The following is a 21562-nucleotide window of genomic DNA, read 5'->3' as shown; positions in this document are numbered from 1 at the left end:
GGCTTTTTTAGTCTGAAGGAGGTAACATGAAACCCGACTACACCACCGCGATGTATTTCAGCAGCGAGATCACGCCGAGCACGATCACGATCACCCGACAGATCTGCTTGGCCCGGCCATCCAGCGGCAACAGATTGATCAGATAGAGGATCAGGATGACGACGAGGAAGGTGACGAGAGCACTGACGATCATGGCGGAACCCCTCTGGAAACATGGACTGCGCTGGCTGGCGACCTAACCCGCCCGGCAGGCGTTGGTTCCCGGTCCGGAACTGCGTTGAGGGATGGTGCGATCATCCGTAATTCTACGGCTCAACGAGGAACCCGAATCTTTACCGCTGGATGGAAAAATCCAAGGGATTCCAGGATCCGAGAGACCACCACGATGCTCAACCACCTGACCATTTCCTCGCTGCTGAAAACGGTGATCATCACGGCCGCGCTTGCCGTGCTCATGCTGTTTTCGCTCAACGCCTGGAGCTCCTGGACCAGGCTGCAGTCCGCACAGCAGATCGCGCGCGTCGTCGACCTCTCGGCTGTCTTGTTCAAAGCCATGAACAGCATGCGCAGCGATCGCTCGACCACGGTCCGCGTGCTGAACGCGGACCAGGCCATGGATGCCGACACCGAGAAGTTCCTCCGCGCGGGCCGAGAGATCTACGTGCCCGCGTTAAACCGCGGCCTGGAGCTGCTCCAGAGCATGAGCTTCCAGCAAGCTTCGAGCCTGGTGTCCGACCTCGCGCGTCTGAACAAGACGCTGACCGCGCAGCATGCAGAATTCTGGACCGAGATCGTCAAGCCGAAGGCAGCGCGCCGGGCCGGCCTGGCAAAGGAGTATGGCGAGACGTTCGACGCGCTGCTGGTCCTGCTCGACAAGATCGCGGCGAATGTGGCTGCCAGCGTCAGCCATCAGAGTGCAACCGTCGATCAGCTGCTGATGATCAAGCAGATGGCCTGGCTGATGCGCAACACCGCGGGCGAGGCGTCGCTCGTGATCAGCAACGGGCTGGCCGCGGGCAAGGTGTCACCGGAGGCGGTGCTCTCCTACAACAAGCTCGTCGGCGGCATCGAGACCGGCTGGAAGGCTGTTCAGCTCGCAACCTCCGGTCTCGAGCTGCCGCCCGCGCTATCGGCGGCGATGGCCAACACCGAGAAGGCCTATTTCACGGCCGAATACACCGGGACGCGTGAGCGTCTGATTGCAGCCCTGCAAAAAGGCGAGAAACCCGAGCTGACTTCCTTTCAATGGAGTCCGTTTTCGGTGAACAAGATGACCAGCGCGGTCGCGCTGGCTGAGGCGGCGCTCGATGCGGCGCGAGACCATTCCGGCGCCCAACAGGGCGCTGCGATGGAGGCGCTGATCCTGCAGCTCGCGCTGCTGCTCGTGGCGATCGTGGCGGGCGGCGCGGCCATCGCCGCGGTGAACGGCCGCGTCATTCGGCCGCTGCGCCGGATGCGCGATGCCATGCTCGCGGTCGCTGGCGGAGATCTCGGCGTCGACACCGGCTACACGCAGCGGCAGGACGAGATCGGTGCGCTGGCCAATGCGCTGGAGACGTTCAAGCAGCAGGCCCAGGACAAGCTCGCGATCGAGGCGCAGGAGCGCGAACGCAATGCCGCCACCGCGGCGCGCCAGCGCGCGATCGAGGTGCATGTTGCCGAGTTCGAGGAACTGGTGCGACAATCGCTGGAGCAGCTCGGCCAAGCCTCGACCGGTATGCAGGCGACGTCGGCGGGCCTGACCAACGTGTCGCGCCAGACCAACGCGCGCGCCGAAGAGGCCTCGAAGGCGTCGAACGATGCCTCGATGAGCGTGCAGACGGTCGCCTCCGCCGCGGAGGAGTTGAATGCTTCGATCGCCGACATCAGCAAGCAGGCCGCGCACGCCGCAGGGATCGCCAGCCGTGCCGTCGAGCAGGCGCGCATGACCGACGGCACCGTTCAGGGCCTATCGCAATCGGCCAACCGGATCGGCGAGGTCGTCGGCCTGATCAACAGCATCGCCTCGCAGACCAACCTCTTAGCGCTGAACGCGACGATCGAGGCGGCCCGCGCAGGCGAAGCCGGCAAGGGCTTTGCGGTGGTCGCCTCCGAGGTCAAGACGCTGGCGAGCCAGACGGCGAAGGCAACTGATGAGATCTCCGAGCAGATCGCCGACATCCAGCGCGTCGCCAATGATGCGATCGACGCCATTCAGCGCATCGGCGGCATCATCGGCGAGGTCAACGAGGTCGCCACTGCCATCGCCGCTGCCGTGCAGCAGCAAGGCAGCGCCACACAGGAGATTTCGCGCAGCACCCAGTTCGCGGCCGATGGCACCAAGAACGTCTCCGACAACATCACCGGGGTGAAATCGGATGCCGACGCGGCCGCGGCCGCGGCGGAGAACGTCCGGCAGGCTTCGGAGACGCTGGAGCACCAGAGCAGGAGCCTCGGCCATCAGGTCACGGATTTCCTCAGCAAGATCCGCGCGGCCTGACGGTCTTTGGAGAACACTCGGATTTAACGTCTTACCAACTATCCCCAGAGCAGACCCGAAGATTCGAGAGATCCATGCTTAGCCGCCTCACCGTCGCCGCGCTGCTCAAGACCGTCATCACGATCGCTGCCGTGATCATCATCGGCACCTTCGCCTGGAACTCCTGGGAATCATGGCGGCGACTGCAGGTCACCGGCCACATCCTCAAAGTCACCGACGCCTCGGCGTTCCTGTTCACGGCGATGACCAACCTGCGCAGCGACCGGTCGACCACGCCCCGCTCGATCAATGCCGAACAGGCGATGGAGCCGGCCGCCGAGAAATACGTTCGCACGCTGCGCGAGACCGAAATGCCGGCGCTGGCGCGCGCCCGCGAGCTGCTCCCGACCATCGACTTCGCGCAGAGCCAGTCGCTCATCCCGGAGCTCGAGCGCCTTGAGAAGGCCCTGCTCGCCTATCAAACCGAGTTCTGGACCGAAGTCGCCAAGCCGAAATCACAACGTCGCCTGGCGCTCGCCGACAATTATGTGCAGACCGTCAGTGCCCTGCTGACGACGCTCGACAAGATCAGCACCGCGCTGGTGACGAGCGTCAACCATCAGGACGCCGCCATCGACCAGCTGCTGTCGATCAAGCAATATGCATGGCTGCTGCGCAGCGTCGCAGGCGAGGCGTCGTCGATCGTCGGCAATGCGATCAACACCGGAAACATCTCGGCTGAGAACCAGCTCGCCTATTCGAAACTCATGGGCGGCGCAGAGGCGAGCTGGACCGCGCTACAGCTCTCGACGGCCGGCATGGAGCTGCCGCCCGCGCTCTCGGCCGCTCTCAAGGCGGCGCAGACCGCCTATTTCGAGCCTCAATATGTCGGACTCGCGGACCGGCTGGTTGCAGCTGTCGCCAAGGGCGAGAAGCCGGAGATCACCACCACGCAGTGGAGCCCATTGGCAGTTGGACGCATGGCGACCGCGATCACGGTTGCGGATGCGGCGCTGGATATGGCCAAGCAGCAGGCCAGCACACAGAATGCCGCGGCCCTGCGCTCGCTGCTGCTGCAGTCTTCGCTGCTCATTCTGGCCACGATCGCCACGATCGGAGCCATCATGGCGATCAGCCGGCACGTGATCGTCCCGCTCCACAACATGCGCGACGCCATGCTGAAGGTCGCGTCCGGCGATCTCGCCGTCAGCACGGGCTACACGCAGCGGCAGGACGAGATCGGCGCGCTGGCCAGCGCGCTGGAGACGTTCAAGCAGCAGGCGCAGGACAAGCTCGCGATCGAGGCCCAGGAGCGCGAACGCAACGCTGCCACGGCTGCGCGCCAGCGCGCGATCGAGTCCTATGTCGCCGAGTTCGAAGGGCTGGTGCGCGATTCGCTCGACCAGCTCGGGCAAGCCTCTACCGACATGCAGGCCACGTCGGCCGGCCTGACCAATGTCTCGCGGCAGACAAATTCCCGCGCCGAGGTCGCTTCGAAGGCGTCAAGCGATGCCTCGATGAGCGTACAGACGGTCGCCTCCGCCGCGGAGGAGCTCAACGCCTCCATCGCCGACATCTCCAAGCAGGCCTCGCATGCTGCGGGAATTGCCAGCCGCGCGGTCGAGCAGGCGCGCATGACCGACGGTACCGTGCAGGGCCTGTCGCAATCGGCCAACCGCATCGGCGAGGTCGTCGGCCTCATCAACAGCATCGCCTCCCAGACCAACCTGCTGGCGCTGAACGCGACGATCGAGGCGGCCCGCGCCGGTGAAGCCGGAAAGGGCTTTGCCGTCGTTGCCTCCGAAGTGAAGACCCTGGCGAGCCAGACGGCGAAGGCGACCGACGAGATTTCGGAGCAGATCGCCGACATCCAGCGCGTCGCCAACGATGCGATCGATGCCATCCAGCGCATCGGCGGCATCATCGGCGAGGTGAATGAGGTCGCCACCGCGATCGCGGCCGCCGTGCAGGAGCAAGGCGCCGCCACGCAGGAGATTTCGCGCAGCACTCAGTTTGCGGCTGATGGCACCAAGAACGTCTCGGACAACATCACCGGCGTGAAGTCGGACGCCGACGCCGCAGCAGCCGCGGCGGAGAATGTGCGCAACGCGTCAGAAACGCTGGAGCACCAGAGCAGGAGCCTCGGCCATCAGGTCACGGACTTCCTCGGCAAGATCCGCGCGGCCTGAGCACGGCGCAGGATCATTCCGACGCCAACACCGGCGCGCGCTCGTATTTCGCACGCAGCGCGGCCGGAGCCGGCGAGAAGTTCAACTCGGCGCTCTTGCGGCCGGCGCTGCGGTTGGCGACCTTGAGGCCGTCATCACTGGCCACAACGTCGCCCTTGCGCAGGGTCGGGTCGTTGTCGATCGACACCTTGGCGAGACCGAAATGGTCCTTGCCGTTGCAGGTGCAGCCGTCGACGATCTCGGTGCGATATTTGAAGGCGTTGGGCAGCGCCGAATACGACTTGCCGCCGTCGGTCTCGGCACTGTCGATCGAGCTGCCATAGACGACCTCGGTCTTGGACGCCGGGCAGAAGCTGTTGCAGGTGGCTTCCTTGCTCTGGTCGCCGGTGGCGCCGAGCGGGAAGTAGCGCCCGTCACAGGTGCGCACGCACCAGGCGACGCTGCTGCTGCCGCCGCTGCGATAGGTGACATCGCCGCGCGGCGCCGGACGGGGCGCGGGGGCCTCGTCGGCGAACGGCATGCGGATGTAGGGCTGCTGCCGCTGTGGCGCGTTGAAGCCGCCGAACAGCGCGGAGAAGAAGTCCTGCGCGCCTGCGGCTGTCGGGCCCGCCATCGCGCCGGCAGCGGTCGCCATCGCGATCGCGACGAGTATCCGTCGGCTCTTCATCATCAGGGTCCTCGATCAGTTGACGGCCGCGACGGGCAGCGACATCGCCTGCCGCCCGGATGGCATCGACGTCACACGCGGCGCAACGGCGCGGGCCTGCAGCGCCCCTCCCTTCGGCAGCACGACGACCTTGGTGCCGACCTGCACGCGGCTGAACAGGTCGGAGACATCCTCATTGGTCAGGCGGATACAGCCGGACGACACGAACTTGCCGATCGTGCTGGGATCATTCGTGCCGTGGATACGGTACTCGCTGGAGCCGAGATACATCGCGCGCGCGCCGAGCGGGTTGCCGGGGCCGCCGGCCATGAAGCGCGGCAGATAGGGCTGGCGCGCGATCATCTGCGCCGGCGGATGCCAGTCGGGCCATTCGGCCTTGCGCGTGACCGTCTGCACGCCCGCCCAGGTGAAGCCTTCGCGGCCGACACCGACGCCATAGCGCAGCGCACGGCCACCACCGAGCACGTAGTACAGATAGGTGTTGCCGGTATCGATGATGATCGTGCCCGGCGCCTCCCGTGTATCGAGATTGACGACCGTGCGGCGCAGCCGATCCGGCAGCTGGCTGTCTTCGTCCTGCGTGATGGCGGGCGCCGTGCTCTCGTCCGGCGGAAAGGCCTGTTGCTCGACCGGTGCGTATCCCAGGCTCTGTGCATGCGCGACCGTGAGGCCCGGAGCGAGCACGAGCACCGTAGCGATCGCGATCATCGATGCAGTCCGCTGCAGCAGGCAGCGCTGGCCGGAAACGAGCTTTGTCATGGTGCCCCCTGTCGAATGAGCATCGCAATTCGATGCGTGATTGCTTCCTCAAACGCCAACTACGTCGCCACAGTTCCGGCTCCGATGCGATCCACATGCACCAGTCAAGCGCGGCCGCGCTCACGTTCGCGCGACGGAACCCCAAGCTGCCGGCGGCGTTCTTTGGCAAAGCAAATGTCACGAATGCGGGGCACAGCGGTCCATTCCTTCGGGGGAAATCATGGTGCATGTACTTCCCACGGAGCGGCTGCTCGAGAGCGGCCAAGGCGGCTCTGCCCTTCCAGAGAGCCACCACGAGCTACCTCCCGTCATCAAGCGCGCCGAAGTTGTCGCGATCACGCTGGTCATTCTCGCCGCAATCTGCGTGACGGGTGTCCTCTATGTCGCGAGAGGCTTCTTCCTCCCCATCGTGATGGCTTTCGTCGTAGGCACCATGCTGTCGCCGGCAGCCAACTTCCTGGAGCGCTACCGCGTCCCTCGCGGTGTCGGTGCCGTTCTGATCGTGCTTGCAGTGGCCGCAGGGCTCGCCTTCATCATCGGGCTGATCTCGGCCCCCGTGCTCGACTGGACCAACCGGCTCCCGGAACTCGCCACACAGCTCAAGGCCAAGCTGCACGTGTTCGACCGGCCGCTCGCGCTGTGGCACGAAATGCAGACCGCGATCGGCGGCGGCAGCGTGCCGAGTTCGGTCCCCATCGAGCTTCCGAAGTTCGAATGGGTGCAGCCGACGATCGAATTTCTCACGCCGACCTTCACCGAATTCCTGCTGTTCTTCGCAACCCTGGTCCTGTTCATCGCCAGCTGGCGCGACCTGCGACGCGCGTTGATCATGACCTTCGGCGATCATGAAGCGCGGCTGCGGACGCTGCGCATCCTGAACGAACTCGAGCTGCATCTCGGCAACTACCTGCTGACCGTGACGCTGATCAACACCGGCGTCGGGATCGCAACCGGCCTCACTTGCGCGCTCACGGGCATGCCCAACCCCGCAGGCCTCGGGGCGCTTGCGGCGACGCTCAACTTCATCCCGATCATCGGACCGATCGCCATGTTCGTCGTGCTGCTCCTGGTCGGCGCGATCGCGTTTCCGACATTGAGCGGCGGCATGGCCGCACCGCTCATCTTCGCCGTGATCACCTTCATGGAAGGCCACTTCGTCACGCCGCTGATCATCGGCAGACGGCTCGCGCTAAATGCCCTGGCCGTGTTCATCGCGCTGGCGTTCTGGACATGGCTGTGGGGACCGATGGGCGCTTTCCTTGCCTCACCGCTGCTGATCGTCGGACTGATCGTGAAAGAGCATCTGCTGCCGGACACTTCGCCGCAACTGCCGGCGGACTAATTCGGTTTCATCCAAGGAACTTCCCTCAGCGCCTCGCGTTTGTCGAGCAGACGTACATCACCTTGCTCCGGGAGCCCTGCCGATGCCGCCGACCGATGGTGAGGCCACGATGAGAGATCTCGCCGACAAGGCCAACTATGAACGCCTGCAGAAGGATGTCCACGCCGTGAAGAACGATATCGCAGCTCTCACCGACCAGATCACCGACGCGCTCAACGCCTTCGCCGGTCAGGCCAGCAAGCAGGCGCGCAGCGGTTATCGCCAGGCCCGCGACAACATGGATCAGACCTTCGACGACATGTCGGAGCGCGGCGGCGCAATGCTGGGTGCAGCACAGGACGCAGCCAATTCTCTGGAAGAGCGCCTGGAAGACGTGATCTCGCAGCGTCCGCTGGCGACCGTCGGCCTTGCGCTGGGCCTTGGCTTCCTGCTCGGCGTCACCTGGAAGCGCTAGGATCAGCACGCAGATGTCGGGGACCATGACTGATCGGCGCCAACTCGGCGCCGATTGAGTTTCTTGGATGCTGTTGACGAGATTGATGGGGAGAAGACAGATGCTTCAGCGATTGATTGCCGACGTCAAGGAGTCCACCGGCCACACTGTCCGGCTGACGACTTTGGCGCTTGCCGCTGCCGTCGGATTGTTCTTCACCACTTGCTTCCTCTGTGCGGCGGCCTTCGTCGCTGTTCTCCAGCGTTACGGCCTGGTCGCAGCGTGTCTCACCGGGGCGGCGATTTTCTTCGTCGCGACTTTGATTGCGGCGGCGAGCTACATGGCCCGCAAGCGCGCGCTCGCGAAGCAGGCGGCCCGTGCGGCGGAAGCCACGCGGTCAGCTGCACAGTCCCTGTTTGCTGATCCGATGCTGCTGGCGAGCGGCCTCCAGGTCGTCAGGATGATTGGCGTCAAGCGCCTAGTTCCTCTGCTCGCCGTTGGAGGACTCGCGCTGGGCCTTCTCGCCCGCGGTCAGATGTCCGACAGTGCCGAAGCTGCCGAGTAATCAACGCAGCGGCGACGCAAGACGTCGTGGCCATCAGGCGGGGCATGCCCTCGCCGACCACCACGCTGCACCCTCAGGTCACGCAACGGCCGGGCTGCAGGCGCTTCGCGATCTCGGTCAGGACGGATACTGACGGCTCACAGGCGATCGGCTTGGCGACCGGACGCTCGTTCTCCGTACTGATGATTTGGGATCCTTGCGGCGTGCTCCCCGGGCCCGCAGTCGCGCCGGAGGGCTGAACCGGGAGCCTCATCAGGAATGTGGTATCGGCAAAGGCACCGAGCTTGATCGAGACAGTCCGCGTCGCCGTGGCGCCGGATACCACAGCAGCCCGGTCTGATTTGCCCTCCCGGTTCACATTGCCCGCTGTCGAAGCGAGGAGCTCCGACGCAGACGCCTGAGTCGGCAGGCTCGACGCGAGATCATGTCCCGAGGCAAGCTGCATCGCCCCGACCAGCATCACCGACGCTGCGAGCGCACCCGAAACCACCAGTTTTCCAGTCTGCGACATGTCTCTGCTCCCCTCGCCCGCAGGCGATCGGCATCTCAACGTAAGTCGCAGGAACTGGGTTCTGGGACGGACAAATCACTTAACCGTGTCTTAAGGCGGCGGCACCTCGCGAAAAATATCGCAGCTCCCTGGGAACGACTTTTTGGCTCGCGCGTCATCTCGGCAGCCGGTTATTCCCCCTGCCCCATTGACCGGCGACGCGGGGCACCGCCGTGGTGATGCCGGCGGTGCCCCGCATCCTTTTCTGGCCCGTCTTTGCGGGCGGCTGTTCCCCCTCGATCGATCCAGCGGTATATCTCCGCCTGTGCGGCCCCAACGATGGCAGCGCGGCGAGGATGGGAATGCGGATGGCGAGCCTGATGGGCGCGTTGAGGGGTATCGGACTGTCATTGATCCTCGCGACGCTGATTCCGTCCATTGCCCTTGCCGGCAGCGCCAAGGACGATTGGATCAAGAGCCTCGTCATCCGGCTGAAGCTGAACCGCCGTTATCCGCCCCAGGCGACCGATGAAGGCGGAACTGCGAAGGTCGTGTTCCGGATCGACCGCACGGGGCGCTTGCTCTCTGCGGCCCTCAGCGAGAGCACCGGCGATCCCGCGCTCGACCAGGAGGCGCTGGCCCTGATCGAGCGTGCTCAACCCTTCGCGCCGCCGCCTCCAGAGCTGTCGGATGGTGATCTGACGTTCATGGTGCCGATCGTATTTGCTCCTCGGCACACATCGGGCATCCAGTTCGACGAGATGACACTGAACGAAGCCGCGCTAAGGCCCGGCTGAAGGTGGCATAGGCGCAAAGAAATCGGCGCGCCCATCGAGAGCGCGCCGATCGATCGGCACCTGATCAAAAACGTCTCAGGCCGCTGGCTTCGGCATGCGGTTGCGCGAGTTGCGCTGGAAGAACAAGGCCTGGCTGGCCACGGCAGAAACCATTGCAGGCTGGAACGGCTTGGAGATCAGGAACGCCGGCTCCGGCCGCTCGCCGGTCAGGAAGCGCTCCGGATAGGCCGTGATGAACACCACCGGAACCTCGAACGTGCGGAGCAGCTCGTTGACCGCGTCCAGGCCCGACGAGCCGTCCGCGAGCTGAATGTCTGCAAGGATCAGGCCGGGCTTCTTGTTCTTGGCAAGAGCGACCGCGTCGGCATGGGTGCGGGCGACGCCGATGACGTTGTGGCCGAGGTTCTTGACCAGGCTTTCGAGATCCATCGCGATGAACGTCTCGTCTTCGATGATCAGCACATCGGTTGCGATCTCGGCGGCGAGCTCGCGGCCTGCAGCATCTGCCAGGCGGCGGGTCTCCGCCACGTCGATATCGAGGATGAACGCCACTTCCTCTTCCGGGAAGCCTTCCAGGGACAGCAGCAGGAAGGCTTGGCGCGGTAGCGGAGTGATGTTGGACAAGCGCCGCTCGGGCGGCATCGGCAGCGTCGCCACCTCGGCGTCATCATTGAGAGCAACCGAGTTCCAGATCTGGGTAAACAGGCGGAACAGCCCCGCCCGCGGACCATACCGCTCGTCCAGCAGAGCCTGATCCTGGATCAGAGCCTCCAGCATCGCGCCGACATAGGCGTCTCCGGAACCCTGGCTACCGGTGAGAGCACGCGCATACCGGCGCAACAGCGGCAAATGTTCAGCAACTAGCTGTGATCGGCTCATCCCCACTCCATTCGGTCATCTGGGCTTTCCGCCCGGGTTCCATGATGGGCTGATTACGCCTGAAACGACGAAAAGTTCCCCAAACGCGTGGAACTTTTATCGCGCGGTTGCATTAGTTCCCGATCAGGCCCCCTCGATGGCGAGGATAATTCTTGAAGCTTCAGGGACTTAACTCTCGGGGAAACGTGGAAAAGGTCATGAAAGATGTAAAGTCTCAAGCCAGCAAGAATGCGGCACCGCGCAAGCCCGGCGGACTTAACGCGGAAATCCAATCGAGAATTGGTCATCAACTCCGCGCGATGTACGACGATGTCGTCCGTCAGGGGGTTCCCGATCGGTTTACTGATTTGATCCGCAAGCTTGATGCACCGGCTGCTCAGTCCCACGTGGAGAACGGCGGGGGATCCACCGACCAGAACGACGGGAGGGAGTGAATGCCTCTCACTGATTCCTTGCGGGACGATATCCTCGCGGCCGTCCCAAGCCTCCGCGCATTTGCGATTTCCTTGAGTGGTAACAGCGATCGCGCCGACGACCTGGTGCAGGAGACGCTGCTCCGGGCATTGGCAAACATCGACTCGTTTCAACCGGGCTCCAATCTGCCCGCGTGGTTGTTTACGATTCTGAGAAACCTGTTCCGCTCCGACTACCGCAAACGTCGGCGCGAAGTTGAAGATGCCGAAGGCAACTACGCCAAGACGCTCAAGACGCACCCCTCGCAAGGGGCGCATCTGGAGTTTGAGGAGTTCCGCGCCGCGCTCGAGAAGCTGCCTCAGGATCAACGCGAAGCGCTGATCCTCGTCGGCGCATCCGGCTTCTCATACGAAGATGCGGCTGCCATCTGCGGCTGCGCAGTTGGCACCATCAAGAGCCGCGTCAACCGCGCGCGTTCGAAGCTGGCAGCTCTGCTCTATGTCGAAGGGGCCGAGGATTTCGGTCCCGATGAGACGGTTCGGGCCGTGATCGGCGGCAGCGGCGGCTGACGCCCGACACGCGGTATCGGGCAAATCGAAGAGGCGGCTCCGTCACCGGAGCCGCCTCTTTGCATTGGACCATCAATGAGCCACCGGCGGTCCGGCCGACGACCTGCACAACTACTTGGACAACTACTTGGGCGGGCGGACCGGCGCGGAGAACTGCTCGGTGCGGTCGCGCTCGGTCATGTCGATGACGGTCTCCATCGGAGCCGTCAGTTCATACACGTAGCTCCCTTCGGTGAAAAAGCGCTTCGACGTGCCGCCCAGCGCCTCCGGCGCGACGCGGTCGAGCAGGATCAGTCCGAAATCGCTGTCCGGGCGCCGCGTGGCCTCGCTGGTGTTGCGCTCCTCCCAGCGGAAGTTGAACACCGCGTTGGGCTCCTCACCCGTGACCTCCCACTTCGCCGTGATGTGCGGGTGCTTGCCGACCAGCGAGAGACCCTCGTCGGAATGCGACGCAAGCTCAAAGAACAGAAGCGACAGGCTCTGCGCCGCGCGCGCACTCACCGTGATATCGGGTCCGCTGACCGCGATCCGCTCGGCATGCGGAATGGCGCGGGCTTCGAACAGGCCGCGCAGCTGGACGCCCTGCCACTGGCTCTCGCTCAACAGCGTGACGACGTTGGACATCGCATGAATGCGTCCGATCAGCAGTTCGCGCGCGACATCGATGTCGCTGCCATGCCGGAGCGTACGGGTCACGATCGACTGGATCACCGCCAGGATGTTCTTGACCCTGTGGTTCAACTCATCGATGACCGCGGTCAGGCGGCGCTCGAAGCCGATGCGCACCTGAATCTCGCGGCTGAGCCGCAGATTGTTGTACGCGACATAGCCGAACAGGCCGCAGATGATGCCGGTGAGCGCCAGCCCGATGACGCCAACGATCGCCGCCGTCTGTTGCGCGCGCCGGACGGCGTTGCTCTTGGCGTAGTACACCAGCGACCAGTCGTGGTTGCCGAACCCGACGGTGCGGGTCGAGGACGGCGACGGATCGTCCGGACCTCGCGTCCGGCTGGTCACCACGCCCTGGTCGTTCGCCACCAGCTCGTCTGAGGCGTTCCGCGGGTCCTTCAGGGCGACTGAAAACAGCGAGAGATCGTCATTGGTCAGCAGCAGCGGCCCGATCTCATAGGAGAAGGTGACGAAGCCGGCGGGTGCCGTCGCACCCTGCGGAACGACGGGAGCTGCCAGGACGATCCCTACGGGACCGTCGACCCGCAACAACGGCGTCGGATCGGACGCCACCGGCTTGCCTTCCGCCATCGCCCGGGCCAGCATCGGTCCGACGATGGGCTGGCTATCGAGCGCCATTCCCGGCAGCCGCGATGTTTCGGCATTGCGCGGTTCGAGATCCATGAGGACGTCGAGGGGACGGTCGACGTTCGGCCCGAGTGGGGTGTCGTCGTAATTGCGAATGGTGGGGTTGGGAAAGCCGGCCTGACGCAATTCGGCCTGCGCCACCGCGAGTTCGTCAGGGCGCAGCCGCGCAATCCAGGACGCCACCACGAAGTCGGTTTTGAAGGCGTAGATCGACGAGCGCAGCGGCTCCAGCATGTTGGCCTTGATCACGGTCGGCGCCCGAAACAGTCCGGAGGCTACCCGCGCCAGCAGCTCGCGTTCGGTCAGCCGGTCCTGCACCAGGCTGGCATGGACGTCGATGGCGCGCGCCAGCGCAATGCGGTCGAGAGCAAGCTCCTGGTCATGAACCCGGTAGGCCGCCAAGCCGGACAGCGCCGTCCCAACCAGCGCGATCAGACCAATGATGACACCCAGCCGGAACACTCGTTTACTCTAAGGTCAAGGGTTGGCGGAGGAAACGAGGCATCCAATAACCGGCTCTGCTACTCAAGTAACGCGCACCTGCAGGAAGTGATCGGGGCAAATCGACAAAAACTTTCCCAGGATACCGGCCGGTCATTGCCCGGCCATCTCCCTCCGGCAAGGCGCGCACCCCGGCGTGAGGCAACACGCGGAGGCTCAACTTGTTCCGGCCCGCTAAGGCTTTTTTGCGTCTGGCCTGCGCCCCGACACATCCAGCAACGATGCGATCGGCCGTGCAATCAAACGCTAGGCCGACGGCGTCAGGCCGCCCTTGGCTTCGATGAAACCGATGATGCGGTCGAGGCCCTGGCTCTTCTTCAGATTGGTCATGACGAAGGGACGCTCGCCGCGCATCCGCTTGGCGTCGGTTTCCATCTTCTCGAGCGAGGCGCCCACATGAGGCGCCAGGTCGATCTTGTTGATCACCAGCAGGTCGGAGCGAGTGATTCCTGGACCGCCCTTGGAGGGAATCTTGTCGCCGGCCGCGACGTCGATGACGTAGATCGTGATGTCGGCAAGCTCGGGCGAGAAGGTCGCGGCCAGATTGTCGCCGCCGGATTCGATCAGCACCAGATCGAGGCCGGGAAACTTGGCGCGCATGTCGGCCACGGCCGCGAGATTCATCGAGGCGTCCTCGCGGATTGCAGTATGCGGACAGCCGCCGGTCTCCACGCCGGCAATGCGGTCGGGGGTGAGCGAGCCGGAGCGGACGAGGAATTCCGCATCCCATTTGGTGTAGATGTCGTTGGTGATCGCCGCGATGTCGTAGCGCTCGCGCATCGACTTGCACAGGAGATCCATCAGTGCGGTCTTGCCGGAGCCGACCGGACCACCGACTCCGACGCGGAGCGGACCATGAGACGAAGCCATATCATATGCCCTTCTGCCGTCCCCGCGACGGCGGAGACTGATCATCACCAGAACTGATCGCCGCGCATCAGCACGGGCGCCTTCGCCTCACGAGCGGAACAACCTCGTATACTGCGTCTCATGACGGAGACTGGCGAGATCGGCCCGGAAGCATGCGCTGCCGATGTCATCAAGCGAGGCAAGCCGCGCACGCTCGGCCGTTGCGACCACCACCGGCTCCAGCGCAGCCAGCACGCGCTGGCTGTCGGTCTGCCCGAGGGGAATGAGCCGGCTGCCGGCGGAAATCCAGTTCGACGTCACGGCATGCAAGAACGCGTGCAGCAACGGTCCCAGCGCCACCCCGTGCAGAGCGCCGACGAGCCCGACGGCCACCGGGTAGACGATGGCCTCGCATTGCGCCACCGCCTCGTCGAGACCCGCGCAGGTCCAGGCCGAGCGGGCGATCTCGATGAAGGCCCGCCCCTGCGCCGTCGTTTCCAGCTGGCGCTCGCGCGATGGCACGAAGGCAGCCGCCAGCTCGGCGATCTCGCTGAGCTCGCGTCCTGCATCCGCAGCGCGATGCGTATGGGCGAGGAACACGGCGTCGCTGAAGCCGGCGCCGTCAGTGAGCATCGTCGCGAGCCAGCTCCGAAGCGAGACAGCGTCGTTGATGTCGCCCGCTTCGACGGCCCATTCGATTCCGCTGGAGTAGGAGAAGCCGCCGACCGGAAACGCCGGCGACAGCCAGGTCAGCAGCCGGTAGAGCGCGGCGTTGTCCAATCCGGTCTCAGCCTCCAAGGAGCCCTTGCGCTCACTTGTGGTCATGAGCATGGGAATGACCGTGATGGTGGTCGTGGCCGCAGTGCTCGTCATGCACGTGCTCATCATCCGCATGGCCATGGTCGTGGCCGTGATGCGCATGACCGTGGTGGGCGTGATCGTGTCCGCCATGAGCATGATGACCGTGGTCGTGATGGCCATGGCCATGGTGATCGTGATCATCGTGGGCATGGCTGGGCTCGGCATAGGCGCCGCCCTCGGGATCGAACGGCGCCTCGATCTCGATGACGCGCGCGCCGAGGCCCTTCACCATCGCCTCGATGACGTGATCGCGGCGGATGCGCAGGCTCTTGGCCATGAGCTGCGTCGGCAAATGCCGGTTGCCGAGATGCCAGGCGAGCCGCACCAGATGCTGCGGATCGGCGGCGCGGATTTCCAGCAGCGGCTCGGCGGCAGCGACGACTTCGACGAGCCGGCCGTCCTCCAATACGAGAGCATCGCCACCGCGCAACGCGGTGGCGTGTTCGAGGTCGAGCAGGAATTCCAGCCCGCGCGTACCCGTCATCGCCATGCGACGGCGATGACGATCGTCGAAATCGAGCAGGACGGAATCGGCAGCCGCCTCTTTCCAACGATGCTGCCCGAGCACGCGCGTCGCGCGGATCATGCTGATATCCTCATTCTCTCTTCGCCCGGTCAATTCCGCTCAGCGGACATCGACCTTCTCGGGCGTGATGATCTCGATCTTCGGCGGCGCCGCCATGCACTTCACGGCCACGCGCCCAAAGGTCTTCATGTGCTCCGTCGCACGATGCGGCACCAGCGCCTCGGCGTTGTCCCACTGCTCGACGAACACCATCCGGCTCGGATCCGTCACGCTCTCGTGCAGATCATAGGCGATATTGCCGGGTTCCTTGCGGGTCCCCTCGATGCAGGCGGTGGCGGCAGCGATGAATTCGGCACGCGTTTCGGGCTTGATGGTCAAAGTGGCAACGACATAGATCACGAAGCAGTCCTCCCGGTACGTTTCTGTTTCTGGGTACCGGGAGCAAGTTTAGAACATGAAATAGCGCTGCGCCATGGGCAGCACCTCGGCAGGCTCGCAGGTCAGCAATTCGCCATCCGCGCGCACCTCGTAGGTCTCGGGATCGACCTCGATGTTCGGCGTCGCATCGTTGTGGATCATGCTCTTCTTCGAGATCTTGCCGCGGGTGTTCTGCACCGCATAGAGCTTCTTGGACAGGCCGAGTTTGCGCGCAAGGCCGCCAGCGACCGCCGCCTTCGAGGTGAAGATCACCGAGGAGGCCGTCAGCGACTTGCCGAAGGCGCCGAACATCGGCTGGTAATGCACCGGCTGCGGCGTCGGGATCGACGCGTTCGGATCGCCCATCGGCGCCGCCACGATGGTGCCGCCCTTGATCACGCAATCCGGCTTGACGCCGAAGAAGGCCGGCGACCACAGCACGAGATCGGCGAGCTTGCCCTTCTCGACCGAGCCGATCAGCTTCGACACGCCATGCGCGATCGCCGGGTTGATCGTGTACTTGGCGATGTAGCGCTTGACGCGGAAATTGTCGTTGTCCTTGCCCTTGTCTTGCGGCAAGGCGCCACGCTGCTTCTTCATCTTGTCGGCGGTCTGCCAGGTCCGGATGATGACCTCGCCGAGCCGGCCCATCGCCTGCGAGTCCGACGACATCATCGAGAGCGCGCCGAGATCATGCAGGATGTCCTCGGCCGCGATCGTCTCCTTGCGGATGCGGCTCTCGGCAAAGGCGAGATCCTCGGCGATCGACGGATCGAGATGGTGGCAGACCATCAGCATGTCCAGATGCTCGTCGATGGTGTTGCGCGTGAACGGCCGGGTCGGATTGGTCGAGGACGGCAGCACGTTCTTCAGGCCTGCGACCTTGATGATATCAGGCGCGTGGCCGCCGCCGGCGCCCTCGGTGTGGAAGGCGTGGATGGTGCGTCCCTTGAAGGCCTTGATGGTGTCCTCGACGAAGCCGGACTCGTTCAGCGTGTCCGAGTGCAGCATGACCTGGATGTCGTGATCGTCGGCGACCGAGAGACAGTTGTCGATCGCGGCCGGCGTCGTGCCCCAGTCCTCGTGCAGCTTCAGCGCGCAGGCCCCCGCCTTGACCATCTCGACCAGCGCCGCGGGGCGCGACGCATTGCCCTTGCCGGAGATGCCGAGATTGACCGGGAAGGCGTCAAACGATTGCATCATGCGGCCGATGTGCCACGGACCCGGCGTGCAGGTGGTGGCGAAGGTGCCGTGCGACGGACCGGTGCCGCCGCCGAGCAGCGAGGTGACGCCACTCATCAGCGCATGCTCGATCTGCTGCGGGCAGATGAAGTGGATGTGGCTGTCGAAGCCGCCGGCGGTGAGGATCTTGCCTTCGCCCGCGATCACGTCGGTGCCGGGGCCGATCACGATGGTCACGCCGGGCTGGATGTCCGGATTGCCGGCCTTGCCGATCGCCGAGATCATGCCGTCCTTGATCGCGACGTCGGCCTTCACGACACCCCAGTGATCGACGATCAGGGCATTGGTGATGACCGTGTCCGCCGCGCCCTGCTTGTTGGTCGCCTGCGACTGGCCCATGCCGTCGCGGATCACCTTGCCGCCGCCGAACTTCACCTCCTCGCCATAGGTGGTGAAGTCCTTCTCCACCTCGATGATGAGATCGGTGTCGGCCAGCCGCACCTTGTCGCCGGTGGTCGGGCCGAACATGTCGGCATAGACGGAACGCTTGATCTTGACGGACATCGTTGGCCCCCAATCAGTTCTGTTTGTCGTAATATCGAGACACCGGCGATGCGCTCACAGCGTCCCTCGTGCATTCGTGACTGTCTCGTCGAACAACGCATCCAGCCGCGCGTTCACGCCGCGGCAGCCGGCGACGACCTGCTCGGCCCAGCCGACATACTCCATCACCTCGAGCTGCTGCTCCAAGTCGGGCTCGAAGAAGATGCGGGCGCGAATGTTGCTGATCTTGTCGGCGATCTTGATCTGCTTGGCGCCGGCGGATTTGCCGGGCGCCGCGATGACCTGAACGGCGCGACGCTCGCTCTTCGGCAAGGTCATGTCATCGGTGACTTCCTCGACCAGGCCGGCCACGCGCGCGCCAAAGCGCTGCGCCAGCTCGTCGCGCGTGGTGTCGGTGTCCTCGATCGTGTCATGCAGCCAGCCGGCCGCGACCAATTCGGCATCCGCGCCATCAGTGGTCGCAGCGAGGATATTCGCGACCTCGGCGAGATGATTGATGTACGGCTCCTCGTCGCGCCCCTTGCGCTGCTGGCCGGCATGGCGGCGCGCCGCCAGCTCGGCCGCTTCGGAGACGAGGCGCAGTCCGGTCAGCATCGGTCTACAGCTTGCCCATGACGTCGCCGCGGAAGCCATAGACCATGCGCTTGCCGGCGAGCGCCACGAGCTGCACGTCGCGGGTCTGGCCGGGCTCGAAGCGCACCGCGGTGCCGGCGGCGATGTCGAGCCGCATGCCCCTGGCTTTCTTGCGGTCGAACTTCAGCGCCGGATTGGTCTCGAAGAAATGGTAGTGTGAGCCGACCTGGATCGGCCGGTCGCCGGTGTTGGCCACCGAGAGCGTCACCGTCTTGCGGCCGGCATTGAGCTCGATCTCACCGTCCTGAATGAAGAGTTCGCCGGGGATCATCTGTTACCTCGCAGGTTTCCACTGCGTCATGGCCGGGCCTGACCCGGCCATCCACGCCCTTCCATTGCGATCGAAGAGCGTGGATGCCCGGGCCTTCGCCGCGTCGAAGCGGCTACGGCCGCGCAGGCGGGTCAAGCCCGGGCATGACGACCGAAAGAGTTGGGTTCGCCTCACCGGATCGGCTCGTGCACGGTGACGAGCTTGGTGCCGTCCGGGAACGTCGCCTCGACCTGGATGTCGTGGATCATCTCGGGGATGCCGGGCATCACCTGGTCGCGGGTCAGCACCTGGGCGCCTGACTGCATCAGCTCGGCGACGGTGCGGCCGTCGCGCGCGCCTTCCAGGATGAAGTCGGAGATGATCGCGACTGCCTCGGGATGGTTCAGCTTGACACCGCGCTCGAGCCTGCGGCGGGCGACGATGGCGGCCATCGAGATCAGGAGCTTGTCCTTTTCGCGGGGAGACAGGTTCATGCGGCTTCTCTGGTGATCGTCTTCTGGATAATCGCGGGTTGGTAAACGTCTAATTGAGCCACAGCCGCGGCAGCGGCACGGCGGAGGCGCAGCCGAGCACGGCCATCATGTCGGCGCGCAGGCTCGCGGCATCTTGGGCACAGAAGCGCGCCATTGCAAATCCATTCCAGGCTGACAGGCCAGCCTCGCCACGAAAAGCCGGCAGGCTCTCGCGGATGTGCTCGACCAGCGCGGCATCGCCCGGCACGATCAGCGCGGTGCCGATAGCGGCGGCGCCCTTGGCGATGGCCGGCTGCACCAGCTTGTCGCCGATGTCGCCGTCGAGCCGAACCGTCTCGGCGAAGACGAGCTTGCCGCCGCGTCGCAGCCGCCAGCGATCGACGAACTCGCCCTCACGCATGCGCTCGCCCATCGCGGTGCGGCCGAACACCACGATCTCGCACAGGAGCAGCGAAGCGGTGTCAGCGAGATCGATGTCGATGCGGCGGTGGATGCGGGCGCGGTCGAACAGGATGGTCTCCTGCGGCAGCCACGAAATGTGCCCGCCGGCCTCTGCCTTCAGCGCGATATCGAGTTCGGCAGGCCGGCCAGGGGCGCGATAGACCTTCTCGGCCGCTGCGCTGGACAGCGTGACGCGGCTGCCTTCGCCCGCCGCGACCTCGATGGCAAAGCGGTCGCCGCCGGCGATACCACCGGCCGTGTTGACGAACATCGCCGACAGGCCATCGTCCTCGGGCGAGGGAAAGCGCACGCGCAGCGAGCCGGATTCATGCAGGTGGTGACGCCGCGTCGCTCCGTCCTGCAGCCGCACGTCGAAGCGCACCGCGCCGCGGGCGCGGTTGGCCTCGAAGATGTCGGCGGCGGCGCTGGCGGGATCGGCCCGCATCGATCCCCTCCCCTGGGACCGGACGCGGTGAGGCCGCGTCCAAGAAGCTAGATGACGATCACAGCGCCATCTGGCGGCTGATCTCGGCCTGGTCGAGATTGGCGCGGGTGCAGGTGAACTTCACCGCGCCGCGATCCATCACGGCGAAGTTGTCGCCGAGTTCGCAAGCAAAGTCGAGATACTGCTCGACCAGGACGATGGCGATATTGCCGAGATTGCGCAGGTACGAGATCGCGCGGCCGATGTCCTTGATGATCGAGGGCTGGATGCCCTCGGTCGGCTCGTCCAGCAGCAGGACCTTCGGCCGCATCACCATGGCCCGGCCGATCGCGAGCTGCTGCTGCTGGCCGCCGGAGAGATCGCCGCCGCGGCGGCCGAGCATCGACTCCAGCACCGGAAACAGCGAGAACACGTCGTCCGGAATGCTGCGGTCGGCGCGCTTGAGGGGACCGAAGCCGGTCTTGAGGTTCTCCTCGACCGTGAGCAGCGGAAAGATCTCGCGGCCCTGCGGCACGAAGCCGATGCCTTTGCGCGCACGCTCATAAGGCTTGAGATGGGTAATGTCGGCGCCATCGAAGGTGATGCTGCCCGAGGCCAGCGGATATTGCCCGACCAGCGCACGCAGCAGCGAGGTCTTGCCGACGCCGTTGCGGCCCAGCACGCAGGTGACCTTGCCGGGCTCCGCCGCGATCGAGACGCCGCGCAGCGCCTGGGCGGCGCCGTAATAGAGGTTGATGTCCTTGACGTCCAACATCGCCTTAGCGCCCCAGATAGACTTCGATCACGCGATCATTCGACGACACCTGGTCGATGGTGCCCTCGGCCAGCACCGTGCCTTCGTGCAGGCAGGTGACCTTGACGCCGAGCTCGCGGACGAAGGTCATGTCGTGTTCGACGACCATGACGGTGTGATCCCGATTGATTTCCTTGAGCAGCTCAGCCGTCTGATGCGTCTCGACGTCGGTCATGCCCGCCACGGGCTCGTCGACCAGCAGCAGCTTCGGGTCCTGCGCCAGCAGCATGCCGATCTCCAGCCACTGCTTCTGGCCGTGCGACAGGCTGCCGGCGAGCTTGCGCCTGAGATCCTTGAGCCGCACGGTTTCGAGCACCTTGTCGATCTGCTCGGCCTCGCCCTTGGAGCCACGCCAGAACAGCGTGCCCTTGACGCTGTGATCGACGTTGAGCGCCAGCAGCAGATTGTCCTCGACCGACTGGCTCTCGAACACCGTCGGCTTCTGGAATTTGCGACCGATGCCGAGTTCGGCGATGCGCGTCTCGTCGAGGCGCGTGAGATCGGTCTTGCCGTCGAACAGCACCGTGCCTTCATCGGGCTTGGTCTTGCCGGTGATGATGTCCATCATCGTGGTCTTGCCGGCGCCGTTCGGGCCGATGATGGCGCGCATCTCGCCGGGCTCGAGCGTCAGCGACAGGTTGTTGATGGCGTGGAAGCCGTCGAAGGAAACGTGCACGCCGTCGAGATAGAGCAGCGACGACGTTGAGCGGGTATCCATCACATTCAT

General features: G+C 64.8%; 25 protein-coding genes. 8 read left to right on the top strand and 17 right to left on the bottom strand.

Annotated features, from left to right (window positions below; all coding sequences use genetic code 11):
• Nucleotides 1-37: 37 nt before the first annotated feature.
• Complete coding sequence (locus BRAD285_RS35650) at nt 38-193, bottom strand: Thivi_2564 family membrane protein (protein ID WP_006612125.1); 156 nt, start codon at nt 191-193, stop codon at nt 38-40.
• Between the two features lie 192 nt (nt 194-385).
• On the opposite strand from BRAD285_RS35650, the gene BRAD285_RS02585 reads away from it, so the two are divergent.
• Together BRAD285_RS02585 and BRAD285_RS02580 are read left to right on the top strand one after the other, a co-directional pair.
• Entirely contained in the window at nt 386-2479 is a 2094-nt protein-coding gene (locus BRAD285_RS02585; RefSeq protein WP_006612126.1) for a methyl-accepting chemotaxis protein, read from the top strand.
• A 74-nt stretch (nt 2480-2553) separates the two neighbouring features.
• Complete coding sequence (locus BRAD285_RS02580; protein WP_006612127.1) at nt 2554-4647, top strand: methyl-accepting chemotaxis protein; 2094 nt, start codon at nt 2554-2556, stop codon at nt 4645-4647.
• A gap of 13 nt (nt 4648-4660) precedes the next feature.
• Here BRAD285_RS02580 and BRAD285_RS02575 read toward each other — a convergent pair whose 3' ends face one another.
• Together BRAD285_RS02575 and BRAD285_RS02570 are read right to left on the bottom strand one after the other, a co-directional pair.
• Nucleotides 4661-5314, bottom strand: coding sequence for a DUF2865 domain-containing protein (locus tag BRAD285_RS02575; RefSeq protein ID WP_006612128.1), 654 nt, complete (start codon nt 5312-5314; stop codon nt 4661-4663).
• 15 nt (nt 5315-5329) lie between these two features.
• A complete protein-coding gene (locus BRAD285_RS02570; RefSeq protein ID WP_006612129.1) occupies nt 5330-6073 on the bottom strand; it encodes a L,D-transpeptidase in 744 nt (247 codons plus the stop codon).
• Between the two features lie 223 nt (nt 6074-6296).
• Between BRAD285_RS02570 and BRAD285_RS02565 the strand changes: the two genes are divergently transcribed.
• The 3 genes from BRAD285_RS02565 to BRAD285_RS02555 all read left to right on the top strand — a co-directional run bounded on the left by BRAD285_RS02565 (nt 6297) and on the right by BRAD285_RS02555 (nt 8413).
• Nucleotides 6297-7415: an AI-2E family transporter gene (locus BRAD285_RS02565; protein WP_035646532.1), complete on the top strand. Its 1119-nt coding sequence runs from the start codon at nt 6297-6299 to the stop codon at nt 7413-7415.
• 82 nt (nt 7416-7497) lie between these two features.
• The gene (locus BRAD285_RS02560) at nt 7498-7869 is read left to right on the top strand and encodes a DUF883 family protein (protein WP_006612131.1); all 372 of its coding nucleotides are present in this window, start codon (nt 7498-7500) and stop codon (nt 7867-7869) included.
• Between the two features lie 100 nt (nt 7870-7969).
• Nucleotides 7970-8413: a hypothetical protein gene (locus BRAD285_RS02555; protein WP_006612132.1), complete on the top strand. Its 444-nt coding sequence runs from the start codon at nt 7970-7972 to the stop codon at nt 8411-8413.
• A 73-nt stretch (nt 8414-8486) separates the two neighbouring features.
• On the opposite strand, the gene BRAD285_RS02550 is transcribed toward BRAD285_RS02555, so the two are convergent.
• Nucleotides 8487-8924: a hypothetical protein gene (locus tag BRAD285_RS02550; RefSeq protein ID WP_006612133.1), complete on the bottom strand. Its 438-nt coding sequence runs from the start codon at nt 8922-8924 to the stop codon at nt 8487-8489.
• Nucleotides 8925-9142: 218 nt separating this feature from the next.
• Between BRAD285_RS02550 and BRAD285_RS02545 the strand changes: the two genes are divergently transcribed.
• Nucleotides 9143-9700, top strand: a complete 558-nt coding sequence (locus tag BRAD285_RS02545; RefSeq protein ID WP_244422205.1) for an energy transducer TonB — start codon at nt 9143-9145, stop codon at nt 9698-9700.
• Nucleotides 9701-9775: 75 nt separating this feature from the next.
• On the opposite strand, the gene BRAD285_RS02540 is transcribed toward BRAD285_RS02545, so the two are convergent.
• Complete coding sequence (locus BRAD285_RS02540) at nt 9776-10579, bottom strand: response regulator (protein ID WP_035646519.1); 804 nt, start codon at nt 10577-10579, stop codon at nt 9776-9778.
• Nucleotides 10580-10776: 197 nt separating this feature from the next.
• On the opposite strand from BRAD285_RS02540, the gene BRAD285_RS02535 reads away from it, so the two are divergent.
• The gene (locus tag BRAD285_RS02535) at nt 10777-11013 is read left to right on the top strand and encodes a NepR family anti-sigma factor (protein ID WP_006612136.1); all 237 of its coding nucleotides are present in this window, start codon (nt 10777-10779) and stop codon (nt 11011-11013) included.
• Nucleotides 11014-11562, top strand: a complete 549-nt coding sequence (locus tag BRAD285_RS02530) for a sigma-70 family RNA polymerase sigma factor (RefSeq protein ID WP_006612137.1) — start codon at nt 11014-11016, stop codon at nt 11560-11562.
• A gap of 123 nt (nt 11563-11685) precedes the next feature.
• Here BRAD285_RS02530 and BRAD285_RS02525 read toward each other — a convergent pair whose 3' ends face one another.
• From BRAD285_RS02525 to urtD, 12 genes are all read right to left on the bottom strand, one after another.
• Nucleotides 11686-13341 (bottom strand): HWE histidine kinase domain-containing protein, encoded by a 1656-nt coding sequence (locus BRAD285_RS02525; RefSeq protein WP_006612138.1) that lies wholly within the window; start codon nt 13339-13341, stop codon nt 11686-11688.
• 285 nt (nt 13342-13626) lie between these two features.
• The gene (ureG, locus tag BRAD285_RS02520) at nt 13627-14250 is read right to left on the bottom strand and encodes an urease accessory protein UreG (RefSeq protein ID WP_006612139.1); all 624 of its coding nucleotides are present in this window, start codon (nt 14248-14250) and stop codon (nt 13627-13629) included.
• A gap of 87 nt (nt 14251-14337) precedes the next feature.
• On the bottom strand, nt 14338-15054 hold the full coding sequence (locus tag BRAD285_RS02515; protein WP_006612140.1) for an urease accessory protein UreF: 717 nt from the start codon (nt 15052-15054) through the stop codon (nt 14338-14340).
• Nucleotides 15041-15676, bottom strand: coding sequence for an urease accessory protein UreE (locus BRAD285_RS02510; protein WP_006612141.1), 636 nt, complete (start codon nt 15674-15676; stop codon nt 15041-15043). Before BRAD285_RS02510 ends, BRAD285_RS02515 begins: the two co-directional genes overlap by 14 nt.
• Nucleotides 15677-15715: 39 nt before the next feature.
• The gene (locus BRAD285_RS02505; protein WP_006612142.1) at nt 15716-16015 is read right to left on the bottom strand and encodes a putative quinol monooxygenase; all 300 of its coding nucleotides are present in this window, start codon (nt 16013-16015) and stop codon (nt 15716-15718) included.
• Nucleotides 16016-16063: 48 nt separating this feature from the next.
• Nucleotides 16064-17779, bottom strand: a complete 1716-nt coding sequence (gene ureC, locus BRAD285_RS02500; protein ID WP_006612143.1) for an urease subunit alpha — start codon at nt 17777-17779, stop codon at nt 16064-16066.
• 54 nt (nt 17780-17833) lie between these two features.
• Nucleotides 17834-18373 (bottom strand): HD domain-containing protein, encoded by a 540-nt coding sequence (locus tag BRAD285_RS02495; protein ID WP_006612144.1) that lies wholly within the window; start codon nt 18371-18373, stop codon nt 17834-17836.
• Nucleotides 18374-18377: 4 nt separating this feature from the next.
• Nucleotides 18378-18683 carry an urease subunit beta gene (locus BRAD285_RS02490; RefSeq protein WP_006612145.1) on the bottom strand — a complete coding sequence of 102 codons (306 nt, stop codon included), beginning with the start codon at nt 18681-18683 and terminating at the stop codon, nt 18378-18380.
• A 170-nt stretch (nt 18684-18853) separates the two neighbouring features.
• Nucleotides 18854-19156, bottom strand: coding sequence for an urease subunit gamma (locus BRAD285_RS02485; protein WP_006612146.1), 303 nt, complete (start codon nt 19154-19156; stop codon nt 18854-18856).
• Between the two features lie 49 nt (nt 19157-19205).
• Nucleotides 19206-20042, bottom strand: coding sequence for an urease accessory protein UreD (locus tag BRAD285_RS02480; protein ID WP_006612147.1), 837 nt, complete (start codon nt 20040-20042; stop codon nt 19206-19208).
• 58 nt (nt 20043-20100) lie between these two features.
• A complete protein-coding gene (urtE, locus tag BRAD285_RS02475) occupies nt 20101-20796 on the bottom strand; it encodes an urea ABC transporter ATP-binding subunit UrtE (RefSeq protein ID WP_006612148.1) in 696 nt (231 codons plus the stop codon).
• Between the two features lie 4 nt (nt 20797-20800).
• Nucleotides 20801-21562, bottom strand: coding sequence for an urea ABC transporter ATP-binding protein UrtD (gene urtD, locus BRAD285_RS02470; RefSeq protein ID WP_006612149.1), 762 nt, complete (start codon nt 21560-21562; stop codon nt 20801-20803).

Origin of the sequence: Bradyrhizobium sp. ORS 285 (assembly GCF_900176205.1) — a bacterium.
GTDB lineage: Bacteria > Pseudomonadota > Alphaproteobacteria > Rhizobiales > Xanthobacteraceae > Bradyrhizobium.
Note: the sequence above shows the minus strand (reverse complement) of the source record. Positions and strands in the feature narration are given on the sequence as shown.